This is a genomic window from Gilliamella sp. B2717, from assembly GCF_026536675.1.
Classification (GTDB): domain Bacteria; phylum Pseudomonadota; class Gammaproteobacteria; order Enterobacterales; family Orbaceae; genus Gilliamella; species Gilliamella apicola_I.
Genome location: NZ_JAFNNQ010000085.1, coordinates 18,861 through 32,591, shown reverse-complemented (window position 1 = coordinate 32,591; position 13,731 = coordinate 18,861). Strand labels below are relative to the sequence as shown.

Annotated in this window: 10 protein-coding genes; all 10 read right to left on the bottom strand. The window is 38.7% G+C overall.

What is annotated here, in order from left to right; translation table 11 throughout:
• A partial coding sequence (locus tag J3U35_RS07770; protein WP_227740701.1) for a hypothetical protein occupies nucleotides 1-61 on the bottom strand: 61 nt, incomplete at its 3' end.
• Between the two features lie 68 nt (nucleotides 62-129).
• Nucleotides 130-2,235: an elongation factor G gene (gene fusA / locus J3U35_RS07765; RefSeq protein WP_065559622.1), complete on the bottom strand. Its 2,106-nt coding sequence runs from the start codon at nucleotides 2,233-2,235 to the stop codon at nucleotides 130-132.
• Nucleotides 2,236-2,344: 109 nt separating this feature from the next.
• Nucleotides 2,345-2,815: a 30S ribosomal protein S7 gene (gene rpsG, locus J3U35_RS07760; RefSeq protein ID WP_065559623.1), complete on the bottom strand. Its 471-nt coding sequence runs from the start codon at nucleotides 2,813-2,815 to the stop codon at nucleotides 2,345-2,347.
• Between the two features lie 99 nt (nucleotides 2,816-2,914).
• The gene (rpsL, locus tag J3U35_RS07755; protein ID WP_025316630.1) at nucleotides 2,915-3,289 is read right to left on the bottom strand and encodes a 30S ribosomal protein S12; all 375 of its coding nucleotides are present in this window, start codon (nucleotides 3,287-3,289) and stop codon (nucleotides 2,915-2,917) included.
• A gap of 302 nt (nucleotides 3,290-3,591) precedes the next feature.
• Entirely contained in the window at nucleotides 3,592-4,902 is a 1,311-nt protein-coding gene (locus tag J3U35_RS07750) for an NCS2 family permease (protein WP_220216065.1), read from the bottom strand.
• Between the two features lie 543 nt (nucleotides 4,903-5,445).
• Nucleotides 5,446-7,014 (bottom strand): TerC family protein, encoded by a 1,569-nt coding sequence (locus J3U35_RS07745; protein WP_065559625.1) that lies wholly within the window; start codon nucleotides 7,012-7,014, stop codon nucleotides 5,446-5,448.
• A gap of 142 nt (nucleotides 7,015-7,156) precedes the next feature.
• Nucleotides 7,157-8,599, bottom strand: a complete 1,443-nt coding sequence (locus J3U35_RS07740) for a TrkH family potassium uptake protein (RefSeq protein ID WP_065559645.1) — start codon at nucleotides 8,597-8,599, stop codon at nucleotides 7,157-7,159.
• A gap of 14 nt (nucleotides 8,600-8,613) precedes the next feature.
• Complete coding sequence (gene djlA, locus J3U35_RS07735; protein ID WP_267360603.1) at nucleotides 8,614-9,465, bottom strand: co-chaperone DjlA; 852 nt, start codon at nucleotides 9,463-9,465, stop codon at nucleotides 8,614-8,616.
• Between the two features lies 1 nt (nucleotide 9,466).
• Nucleotides 9,467-11,695 (bottom strand): DNA topoisomerase IV subunit A, encoded by a 2,229-nt coding sequence (gene parC / locus J3U35_RS07730; protein WP_267360601.1) that lies wholly within the window; start codon nucleotides 11,693-11,695, stop codon nucleotides 9,467-9,469.
• A gap of 27 nt (nucleotides 11,696-11,722) precedes the next feature.
• Nucleotides 11,723-13,612: a DNA topoisomerase IV subunit B gene (gene parE, locus J3U35_RS07725; RefSeq protein WP_065559628.1), complete on the bottom strand. Its 1,890-nt coding sequence runs from the start codon at nucleotides 13,610-13,612 to the stop codon at nucleotides 11,723-11,725.
• Between the last annotated feature and the right edge of the window lie 119 nt (nucleotides 13,613-13,731).

Genomic DNA, 13,731 nt, shown 5'->3' with positions numbered 1-13,731 from the left:
CGTGGCCGATTGTACCAACGTTAACGTGGGGTTTTGTACGTTCAAATTTTTCTTTAGACATCTTAATGTTCCTTTATTAAATCACTTCCCTCATTTTGTAGGGAAGTGTTACTTTATTTATATAAATAATTATTTCGCTTTACGAGCTTCAATAATTGCTGTTACGATGTTTGAAGGTGCTTCGTTATACTTCAAGAACTCCATAGAGTAAGAAGCACGACCTTGTGTTTGTGAACGAAGGTCTGTCGCATAGCCAAACATTTCTGAAAGAGGTACTTGCGCACGAACAGTTTTACCTGTTGCAGTATCATCCATGCCTTCGATCATACCACGACGACGGTTTAAGTCACCGATAACGTCGCCCATATAATCTTCAGGGGTTTCAACTTCTACTTTCATAATTGGTTCTAAAAGCACAGGTTTAGCTTTCATGAAGCCTTCTTTAAATGCCATTGATGCGGCAAGTTTAAAGGCAATTTCGGATGAGTCGACATCATGGTAAGAACCAAAATGTAAACGCACACCGAGATCCACAACTGGATAGCCAGCTAAAGGTCCTGATTTCAATTGCTCTTGGATACCTTTATCTACTGCAGGAATAAATTCACCCGGAATTACCCCACCTTTGATTTCGTTAACAAATTCGTAACCAGCACCACCCGCTTCTAATGGATACATGTCGATAACAACATGACCGTATTGACCACGACCACCAGATTGTTTTGCATGTTTTCCTTCGATGTCTTTAACTGTTGTACGAATTGTTTCACGGTAAGCAACTTGAGGTTTACCGACATTCGCTTCAACGTTAAATTCACGTTTCATACGGTCTACGATGATTTCAAGATGTAATTCACCCATACCAGCAATGATAGTTTGGTTTGATTCTTCATCAGTCCAGACACGGAATGATGGATCTTCTTTTGCCAAACGACCTAAAGCAATACCCATTTTTTCTTGGTCAGCTTTAGTTTTTGGTTCAACTGCAACCGAGATAACCGGCTCAGGGAATTCCATTCTTTCAAGAATAATTGGTGAATTTTCAGCACAAAGCGTATCACCAGTTGTGACATCTTTAAGACCGATTGCTGCTGCAATGTCACCCGCACGAACTTCTTTGATTTCTTCACGTTTGTTCGCATGCATCTGTACGATACGACCAAAGCGTTCTTTACGATCTTTAACTGAGTTAAGTACTGAGTCACCAGAGTTAACTACACCAGAGTAAACGCGGAAGAAGGTTAAGTTACCAACAAATGGGTCAGTTGCAATTTTAAATGCAAGTGCAGCAAATGGTTCATCATCGCTTGAATGACGTTCTGCTGGTTCACCATTTTGTAATTCACCTTTAATCGCAGGAACATCGGTTGGTGCAGGTAAATACTCAATAACTGCGTCAAGCATGAACTGAACGCCTTTATTTTTAAATGCACTACCACATGTTACCAAGATGATTTCGTTAGCAAGTACGCGTTCACGTAGTGCTTTTTTAACTTCTTCTTCAGTTAACTCATCACCACCAAGGTATTTTTCCATTAACTCTTCGTTAGCTTCTGCTGCAGCTTCGATTAAGTTTGCACGCCATTCTTCAACTTGCTCAACCATATCCGCTGGTACATCTTCATAAGTAAAGGTTGTACCTTGGTCTGCATCATTCCAGTTAATTGCTTTACGTTTAAGTAAATCAACAACACCAGTAAAGCCTTCTTCAGCACCGATTGGTAATACTAATGGAACAGGCACTGCCGCTAAACGTGTTTTGATTTGCTCAACTACACGTAAGAAGTTAGCACCCATACGATCCATTTTGTTTACAAATGCGATACGCGGAACTTTATATTTGTTAGCTTGGCGCCATACTGTTTCTGATTGAGGTTGAACACCACCAACCGCACAGTAAACCATTACTGCACCATCAAGAACACGCATAGAACGTTCAACTTCGATGGTGAAGTCAACGTGTCCCGGGGTGTCGATGATATTGATACGGTGTGGTTCAAATTGTTGTCCCATACCAGACCAGAATGCAGTTGTAGCCGCAGACGTGATAGTAATACCACGTTCTTGTTCTTGTTCCATCCAGTCCATGGTAGCTGCGCCATCATGAACCTCACCAATTTTGTGACTTACGCCAGTGTAAAACAAAATACGTTCAGTAGTTGTCGTTTTACCTGCGTCAATATGTGCACTGATACCGATATTACGGTAGCGTGCTATAGGGGTTGTACGAGCCATATTAATCCTCTATTTAGAATCGTTTGCTTAATAAAATATCATTTAGGTTGACTGACAGTAGATATGTGCTGTCAGTCTAATTTCAAGCCACTTAATACCAGTGGAAAGATTACCAACGATAGTGTGCAAACGCTCTATTAGCCTCAGCCATACGATGAACATCTTCGCGTTTTTTCACAGCAGTGCCTTTGTTTTCAAAAGCATCCATAAGTTCATTCGCAAGGCGTAGAGCCATTGATTTATCGCCACGTTTACGAGCAGCTTCTACAATCCAACGCATTGCAAGTGCATTACGACGAACAGGGCGCACTTCAACAGGAACTTGGTATGTAGAACCACCAACGCGACGAGACTTAACTTCTACAGTTGGTCTTACGTTATCTAGTGCAACTTCGAAAGCTGCTAAGTGGTCTTTTCCACTACGCTCAGCTAATTTATCAAGAGCTGAATATACGATTGATTCTGCGATAGATTTTTTACCATCTATCATTAAAATATTTACAAATTTCGCCAGCAAATCTGAACCGAATTTCGGATCAGGTAGAATTTTTCTTTGACCGACAACATGACGACGTGGCATTGGAATACTCCGTTTATATGTTATAAATTTTCAGGTTTACCCAAAACTCAAATGAGTTAAATGGAATTATATAGTTTGGCCTTACTTAACGGAGTTCCATTAAGCTTTAGGTCGTTTTACACCGTATTTAGAACGGCTTTGTTTGCGATCTTTAACACCTGCGCAGTCTAATGCACCACGAACAGTGTGATAACGAACACCAGGTAAATCTTTAACACGACCACCGCGGATTAAAATCACGCTATGTTCTTGCAAGTTATGACCTTCACCACCGATGTAAGAAGTAACTTCAAAACCGTTGGTTAAACGTACACGGCATACTTTACGTAATGCTGAGTTAGGTTTTTTCGGTGTAGTCGTGTAAACACGAGTACAAACACCGCGTTTTTGCGGGCATGCTTCAAGTGCAGGAACGTTACTTTTAACTTCCTTAAGTGCTCTTGGTTTGCGCACCAGCTGATTAATTGTTGCCATTAATAAGCTCCTGATTAATTAAAATAAATTTAAAATTGCATTTTAGATACGTAATTAATAACTGTAGACCAAAACCTAAATATATAAGTTTTGGGTCGCAAGATTCTAGACCTCAACAAGGATAATGTCAAGTTTTTGCTCGCATTTAACTATCGAACATAGACTTTATTCATTGGTAAGAAAATGCCCAATAAATGAGTAATAAAAAGTTTCACTTTTTCAAGTTTACGCCAACTGAAAGGGGCATATATTAGTTAAAGATTGAGGAGTTCCTCATCAATAGCATTGATGAGGAATGACGATTAATGATGATCGATAAAGATAAATTTAAGTGCAAATAGTACAGCAAAAATAATGACACAAAGATTGAGTTCTTTAAATTTACCGGTAAAAGTTTTTAATACCACATAAGAGATAAAACCAAGTGCAACCCCTTCAGTAATGGCGAAAGCAAAAGGCATCATTAATGCGGTAATAAAGGCTGGCGTTGCGTCAGTTAAATCAGACCAGTTAACTTTCACTAAACTTGATACCATTAAGATTCCCACAAATATTAGTGCACCAGATGTTGCATAAGTCGGGACTAAATGCGCTAAAGGTGATAAGAATGTCATCATTAAAAATAAAATCCCAACGACAACAGCAGTTAAACCGGTGCGACCACCTACGGAAATACCCGCTGAACTTTCAATGTAAGTGAGAACTGATGAAGTCCCAAAAAGCCCACCAAGTGAAGAGCTGAAACTATCAATTAATAATGCTTGACGCATTTTAGGAAAGCGTCCTTTTTCGTCTGAAATGCCAGCTTTGTCGGTCAAGGCTAAAATCGTACCTGATGAATCAAATAAGCTGACGATCATGACGGAAAATATCACGCCCATTATACCGATATTAAGCGAACCGGCTAAATCAACATGACCAACTACGCTTGAAACACTTGGTGGAATAGAGGCGACGCCTTCATAATGAATATTAGGATCCAGCCACAGAGCAAGCAATGTGACCACGAGAATAGAGATTAGAACCGCAGCATGGAAGTTGCGCGCAGCTAAAATAATAATAATGAAAAAACCCAGAGAACCTAATAAGACTTTAAGAGATAGAATATTGCCTAAGGTTAATAATGTTGATGGAGAACTAACCACAATCCCCATATTTTGAAAGCCCATAAATGCAATAAACAGTCCAATACCCGCACTGATACCAACACGTAAACATTGTGGAATATGTTCTATTAGCCAATGGCGAACTTTAAAAAGGGATAGTGCAAAAAAGATTAACGATCCCCAAAATATTGCGCCCATTCCCACTTGCCAAGAATAGCCCATTGCGCCACACATGCCATAGGCAAAAAATACATTGAGTCCCATAGCAGGCGCCAACGCTATCGGTAAATTAGCAAACATGCCCATTAAAATCGATGCAAAGGCTGTTACTAAACAGGTTAATACAAATACTGCTGAGGTGTCCATGCCTGTTGCCGACAAAATGGAAGGATTAACAAAGATGATATAGACCATAGTAAGAAATGTCGTACATCCTGCAATCACTTCAGTACCAATGGTGGTTTTTTTTGCTTTCAATTGAAATATTTTTTCGAATATTGAATTCATAAGTTAAGGCCTAGTTTAGGTTAATAATAATGAATATTTGTATAATGCCATGACCACATTTTTGCTTATCATTAGTCAAGCGTGATAATTGTGGTGATTTGCTTGCTTATACAGTACAAAATTCACTGCATTATTATTACTGGTTCTTTTAACAGGTCAAGCATTATTCTGCTCAGTCTTTATTAATAAATACCTGTATTAAAAACTGACTTTAATAGTAAATTTCATATAGTCATTAAGTTGCGATGATGAAATAATAAATCCTGATTAAATTAATCATAATTTATCTGCGTATTTTATAGCATCTTTAAATAGATAGTAGGATAGGTATTTCCCTGTTTTTGGTTAACTCATCTGTTTATAGCGTAATGGAGACAAATCAAATCACTTGTTATTGTTTTGTTAGAAAACGAAAATAATCCTTAAAACCAATTGTTCAACATCTAATGTTGGATTTTTAATGAGGATAAAGAATATTGAATGGTTTTTTAAGATATCGTAACTCATTAATAATGAGTTACGATTGAGTATGCCCTTGGTTCATTAAATTGAATCAAGTTTGTTCAAAGTAATTTTAACTTTTAAAATACGATGGCTTTCAATTTCAGCTATTTCAAATAGGTAATCACCAATTTGCATGGTCTCACCGACTTCAAGTAAATGCTGTGCCTTTTCCATCAATAATCCTGCAAGAGTATGGTATTCACGTTTATCATCAATTGGGATTGGGACAAATCGAACCAACTCTTCAACCGGAATATAGCCATTGGCAATCCACGTATTATCATCCAGACATTGAATATCATGTTTGGCATCAATTTCTTCCTCTTCGGTTGGAAAATCGCCAGCGATAGTTTCGATGATGTCGGTAACGGAAACCACGCCCTGCATGGAACCAAATTCATCAACCACAAAAGCAAAATGGGTTTTGGCTTTTTTAAATTGTTCTAACGCAACAAGTAACGATACCGTTTCGGGAAAGATTAGCGGTTGCTTAATTAAAGAATTAATATCGATTGGTTCTTTATTTTGCAAAACATCTTTTAACAGGTCGTTAACTTGAATAATACCTAAAGGTTCGTCAATCGACGCATTATCAGTTACGACTAATCGTGAATGAGGATTTTCAAAAATCTCTTTCAAAATTGTTTCACGGTCGTCATTGATATTAACCATATCAACATCTAACCTTGCTGTCATAATACTGCTGACCGATCGCTGTGCCAGTCCAAGGACGCGTTCAACCATGTTGAGTTCTTGATGGTTAAAGACAGATTCTTTTTTATTGTTATCTGACACGGTATCAATTGTGTGAGTATCCGGATCTTCTTCAACATCGCCTTTCAGTAGATGTAAGATCGCTTCGGCAGTCCGTTCTCGCAATGGTTTTTTATTCAATGCTTTGCGACGATTGAATATGGCCAACTGATTAAAAAACTCAATCATGATTGAAAAACCAATAGCGGCATATAAGTAGCCTTTTGGAATGGCAAAACCAAATCCTTCCGCAACTAAACTAAACCCAATCATTAATAAAAAGCTCAAGCAAAGAATAACAATGGTGGGATGCGAATTGACAAAATAGGCTAACGGTTTACTTGCGACCATCATAATGCAAATTGCCACACAAACGGCAATAATCATGACTGGAATATTTTCAACCATACCGACTGCCGTAATCACAGAATCGAGAGAAAACACGGCATCTAAAATAACGATTTGTACAACGACAGTCCAAAAGTGTGAGGTTTTTTTCGATTTTCCTTCTTCGTGAGCTGCACCTTCAAGACGTTCATTGAGTTCCATGGTGGCTTTAAACAGTAAAAATATGCCTCCCACTAACATAATGAGTTGGCGAGCATTGAAACTAATACCAAACGCTGTAAATAGTGGTGTCGTGAGTGTAACTAGCCAGCCGGTGAACATTAATAAAATAATGCGAGTAATTAATGCAAAAGCAAGACCAGTGATGCGTGCTTTATCGCGTTGGTGTGGTGGAAGCTTCTCGGCAAGAATGGCAATAAAAACAATGTTATCAATACCAAGGACGATTTCAAGTACAATCAGGGTGGATAAACCAATCCAGATTGTAGGATCCATGATCCATTCCATATGTCAGGTGATTACCTCTAATAAACACAGCACATGCTGCGTTCTAATTTTCTATGTAATTGACTAAATAATCAATAAAATATTTATGAATTTTGCATAATTTGGCAAAAAGTTTTATTTTTATGGGTGTTTGAGTTTAAGGTTAACTTCGCCAAAATGTTGGTGTAAAAAGGACTAATAATGTAAATATTTCTAGTCGTCCAAATAGCATATCGACCACCATCACCCATCTCACCACATCACTGACATGCGCAAAATTATCACTGACACTACCAAGCCCCACACCTAAATTATTCAGTGAAGAGGCAACAATATAAAAAGAGTCGGTTGCATCAACGCCTGTTGCCATGATGATAAATAAACTAATTAGAAAAACTAAAGCATAAGCAGAAAAGAATCCCCAAACTGATTCGATAATTCGTTCAGGTACAACTCGATGATTTAATTTTAAGGTATAGATAGCGTTTGGATGAATTAATCGTTTGAGTTCACGCGAACCTTGCATAAATAAAAGTAGTACTCTGACCACTTTTAAGCCACCCCCTGTCGAACCGGCACAACCACCAATGAACGAGGCACAAAGTAGAAAAATAGGTAATGATGAAGGCCAAGTATTAATATCATCTACAGAAAATCCTGCTGTCGATGATATGGACACGACTTGTAATATGATTTTATCAATACTAAGGCGATGAGGTTTATAGAAAAAGATAACCACTGCGCATATGGCGATCAGTATTAATAGAATGAAAATAAATGTTCTAAACTCTTGGTCTCGCCAGTAAACTTTTATTGAAAAACCGCTTAATGCGGCAAAATGGAGCGCAAAGTTACAGCCAGATAAGATTAAAAATAGGGTAACAATATAGTTGATTGCCGGGCTATTAAAGTAAGCCAAATTATCATCATGGGTGGAAAATCCCCCCATTGAAATCGTTGAAAAGCTGTGGGAGATAGCATCAAATACATTCATGCCTGCAAACCACAAGCAGATTGCGCATAGTGTGGTAAGTAGAATATAGATTGACCAAAGGGTTTTTGCTGTTTCGGCAATACGTGGGCGCATTTTACTGTCTTTTTGTGGGCCGGGAATTTCAGCACGATAAAGTTGCATCCCCCCAACACCCAATAACGGTAGGATAGCAACCGCTAACACGATTATCCCCATTCCGCCAAGCCACTGCAGTAATTGTCGATAAAACAGTAACGCTTTAGGTAAATGGTCTAACTTCACAATGGTGGTTGCCCCCGTTGTTGTTAAACCAGAAAATGATTCGAAAAATGCTGTCGTTAAGTTTAAATTAATGTGATTATCAAAAATGAATGGAAAAGCGCCAATAGTACCTAATACGACCCAAAAAAGTACCACAATAAAAAAGCCTTCACGGGTGTTAAGTTCGTGACGTTGGTGTCGATTTGGTAACCACAACAAGCCGCCTAAAATCAAGGCAGCAAAAAAAGAACGAAGAAATATCGCACCAGCGCCATCACGATAAATTAATGCGACTAAAGCAGGTAATAACATGAAAACAGATAATAATGTTATCAATAATCCTACAATTCGAATAATTGAACGCCAATGCATCATCGTTGTTGTCTCTATTTAAATCCGCGCGATACTTTTATGAGATCATAAGCAGCTTGAATCTCTTGAGCGCGTTTTTTGGCAGCTTCAAGCATCTCTTTAGGTAAGCCTTTTGACACTAACTTATCGGGATGATGCTCATTCATTAGTTTTCGATATGCTTTTTTTATTTCTGTAATTTCGGCTGATGATTCGATACCTAAAATTTTGTATGCATTTTGTAGATCTGATTGTACTGAACGACCTTGATAGCCCTGATGTTGATGATTTTGTTGATATTGGTAATGCTGATCTTGGTATTGATTTTGGTGATAACCATTTTGACGAAAATGGTAGCTTCCCATCATCATTTTAATATACATGGTCATTTGTTGACGAGGAATATTAAATTCTTCTGCCACAATATACAATATTTGTGACTCTTTTTCATCTAAATGACCATCAACCAGTGCCGCTTGAATGAGTTGTTCACAAAAAATATTTAACACATTACGTCGAAAGCGGTATTGAATATATATCTCTTTTAAACGAGCTCGAAGAGGATAATCCGCAGCTTTACCTCGATTAAATGAGTCTTGCGCAAGTCGTCGACTGTTGCTATCAAGTTGTAGTCTATCCATAAAATGGCGTGCAAGATTGATGTCATCTTGTGTGACCACGCCTTTTGCTTTACTGAGATGACCAAGTACTTCAAAAACAATGGTTAAATATAAAGTTGGATTAGTTTGAGTTCTTTGCTGGTTTAACTTGTTACAAAGGGTTTGATAGAGCATTGGACCAACAAAAAATCCAAGTAAATAACCCCATCCCGATTTTAATACAATGCTTAATACAAAGCCTGTAATAATCGCCCAAATAAAAGACATACTATTTGTTTACCTCAATTCGATCTATTTTTTGTAGTCCACGTGGTAAAGCGCTACCTTTACGAGCACGTTCTGCCCTAAATTTTTGTAAATCAACAGGATTTAGGGTAAGTTTGCGTTTGCCAACATATAAGGTGATGGATGTTTCCGGTGTAATTAAAATCATATAAGCAAGGCTGTCATCTGCATTGGATAATGAGATTATTTTGTTTCCTTTGCCTTTTGCCAGTTCGGGGAGATCTTTTACAGGGAAAATAAGCATCCGTCCTGCTTGGGTAATAGATAAAAGTAAGCTTTCGTCATTTGAAATTTCAATAGGCGTGAGTACTTTTGCATTATTCGGTAGATTAATTATGGCTTTACCATTTCGGTTACGCGCGACTAAATCATTAAATTGACATATAAATCCATAACCCGCACTTGAGGCAAGTAAAAATTTTTGATTGTCATTCGCTGACATCAACACATGTTCAACGCTTGCACCAGCAGGTAATGCTAATTTACCCGTAAGTGGTTCGCCTTGTCCTCGCGCTGAAGGTAATGTATTGGGTTCAATGGCATAGCTACGGCCCGTTGAGTCAATAAATACCACAGGTTGATTACTTTTTCCTTTTGCAGCCGCTTTAAAACTATCGCCAGCTTTGTAACTCAGTCCCGTTGGATCAATATCATGACCTTTAGCCGCTCTTACCCAACCCATTTCAGATAAGACAATGGTCACCGGTTCTGACGGTATTAGTTCTTGTTCGGTAATGGCTTTTGCTTCACTGCGTTCAACAATCGGAGAACGGCGTTCATCCCCGTATTTATCAGCGTCTTGTTGAAGCTCTTTTTTAATTAAACTATTCAATTTTCTAGGCGAACCGAGTAATGCTTGCAGCTGATCACGCTCTTTAGCGAGATCACTTTGCTCACCTTTGATACGCATCTCTTCAAGTTTAGCTAAATGGCGAAGTTTTAACTCTAAAATCGCTTCAGATTGGATTTCAGTTAAATTAAACCGTTGCATTAACTCTGTTTTAGGATCGTCTTCATAGCGAATAATATTAATGACTTCATCGATATTTAAAAAGGCGATAAGTAAACCATCTAAAATATGAAGGCGTTTTAATACTTTGTCTAAACGATAGTTTAAACGTCTGGTTACCGTATTACGACGATATTCTAACCATTCAGTTAAAATCTCAACTAACCCTTTGACAGATGGGCGATTGTCTAGCCCAATCATATTCATATTGACCCGATAGCTTTTTTCCAGATCGGTTGTGGCAAACAGGTGATTCATGACCTGTTCTAAGTCAACACGATTAGAGCGAGGTACAATGACGAGTCGTGTTGGATTCTCATGATCAGATTCATCACGTAAATCTTCAATTAATGGTAATTTTTTTGCACGCATTTGCGAGGCAATTTGCTCTAAAATTTTCGCACCAGAAACTTGATGTGGCAGATCAGTGATAACGATATCACCTTCTTCTTTTTTCCATACAGCACGCATACGAATTGAGCCACGTCCCGTCTTATAGATTTTTTCTATATCTTGTGGTGGGGTGATGATTTCTGCTTCAGTTGGAAAGTCAGGCCCTTGTATGTGAGCCATCACTTCGCTTAGCGTAGCTTTCGGATTATCTGCCAGCATAATCGCTGCATTGGCCACTTCACGAATATTATGAGGTGGGATATCGGTCGCCATCCCAACAGCAATACCTGTAGTACCATTTAATAGAATATTCGGTAATCTGGCCGGTAACATTTTCGGTTCTTGTAATGTACCGTCAAAATTAGGAGTATAATCGACCGTTCCTTGTCCTAATTCGCCTAATAGTAGTTCGGCATATTTAGATAGGCGTGATTCGGTATAACGCATTGCAGCGAAGGATTTTGGATCATCTGGCGCCCCCCAGTTACCTTGTCCGTCAACTAATGGATAACGGTAAGAAAACGGTTGTGCCATCAATACCATTGCTTCATAGCAGGCGCTATCACCATGTGGATGATATTTACCCAAAACGTCACCGACAGTACGTGCTGATTTTTTAAATTTAGCCTGAGCGTTAAGCCCTAATTCTGACATGGCATAAACGATACGGCGTTGCACTGGTTTTAAACCGTCACCAATAAAAGGTAGTGCACGATCCATAATGACATACATAGAGTAGTTTAAATAAGCGCTTTCTGTAAAGGTACGTAGCGACTGAACTTCTACTCCGTCATGAGTTATCTCACTCATTGTTGTTCCTCTAAATCATTCTTTATGTTAGACATCAAGTTGGACTTGGTCACCTTTTTCTTGCAACCATTCACGGCGATCTTCCGAACGTTTTTTAGCAAGTAGCATATCCATTAACGCCATTGTTTCTTCTGAATTATCTAATGATAACTGTACTAGACGGCGAGTATTCGGATCCATCGTTGTTTCACGCAGTTGCAGTGGATTCATTTCACCGAGACCTTTAAAACGTTGTACATTCGGTTTGCCTTTTTTCCGTTTAAGCTGATCTAAAATTCCTTCTTTCTCTTCTTCATCTAAGGCGTAATGGACTTCTTTACCAAGATCGATACGATATAATGGTGGCATAGCAACAAAAACATGTCCGTGTTCGACCATTGCACGAAAGTGACGAACAAATAGCGCACAAAGTAGGGTGGCAATATGTAAACCGTCAGAATCGGCATCGGCTAAAATACAGATTTTACCATATCGTAATTGGCTTAAATCATCACTATCAGGATCAATACCAATCGCGACCGAAATATCGTGGATTTCTTGAGAACCAAGGACTTCATCCGATGAGACTTCCCAAGTGTTTAGAATTTTACCTTTTAATGGCATTATCGCTTGATATTCCCGATCTCGAGCCTGTTTAGCTGAGCCACCAGCGGAATCGCCTTCCACTAAAAAAAGTTCAGTTCGGCTTAAGTCTTGTGATGAACAGTCCGCAAGCTTGCCCGGTAATGCCGGACCGCTAGTTAATTTTTTACGAATAACTTTTTTTGAAGCTCTTAGTCGTCGTTGTGCACTAGAGATCACCATTTCAGCCAGTAATTCAGCGGTTTGTACATGCTGATTTAACCACAAACTAAAAGCGTCTTTAACAATGGCAGATACAAATGCAGCACTTTGTCTGGATGATAAGCGCTCTTTGGTTTGTCCTGCAAATTGTGGCTCTTGCATTTTTACTGATAACACATAAGCACAGCGTTCCCAAATATCATCAGCCGTCAATTTTATGCCACGTGGTAACAAATTACGAAATTCACAAAATTCGCGCATTGCATCAAGCAACCCTTGGCGTAAACCATTGACATGGGTACCACCTTGCACAGTAGGAATTAAGTTAACATAGCTTTCTGTTAACAGTTCGCCACCTTCCGGCATCCACAAGAGTGCCCATTCAACGGCTTCTGTATCACCGGTATGGCTGCCAGTAAATGGCTCTTCCGGTAGTAGTGAGTAACCACTGACGGATTCCATTAAGTAATCTTTTAAGCCATCTTGATAACACCAGCGTTGTTCGGTGTTATTAATTTTATCTTTAAAGATAATTTCAAGACCAGGACAAAGTACCGCTTTTGCTTTGAGTAGATGAGATAAACGGGGTACTGAAAATCTTGGTGAATCAAAATATTTTTCGTCTGGCCAAAAGTGAACTTTTGTGCCCGTGTTACGACGTCCACACGTACCAGTTACATGAAGGTCTTCGACTTTTTCGCCATTTTCAAACGCAATTTGGTATACTTGACCATCTCGGTTAACGGTCACTTCTACCCGTTTAGATAGCGCATTAACAACTGAGATACCCACACCATGAAGTCCACCAGAGAATTGATAATTTTTATTAGAAAATTTACCGCCAGCGTGTAAACGGCAAAGTAATAATTCAATAGCCGGTACTCCCTCTTCGGGATGAATATCAACAGGCATACCTCGCCCATCATCAATAACTTCTAATGAATTATCTTCATAAAGCGTGACTTTAACTTGACGAGCGTGACCAGCTATTGCTTCATCGACACTATTATCGATAACCTCTTGCCCTAAATGATTTGGGCGAGCCGTGTCAGTATACATGCCTGGACGATGACGAACAGGATCGAGCCCTTTTAAGACTTCAATATCAACAGCGTTATAAGTAGATTGTGACATAGTTTTTCTATTTATTCGAATAAATGACCTTATTATACCAATCTTTCTTTAAGATGCATGAAATTAAATTTATAATGAAAAGCAAATTCAGTATTTTTACCAAGTATTTATTGAGAATA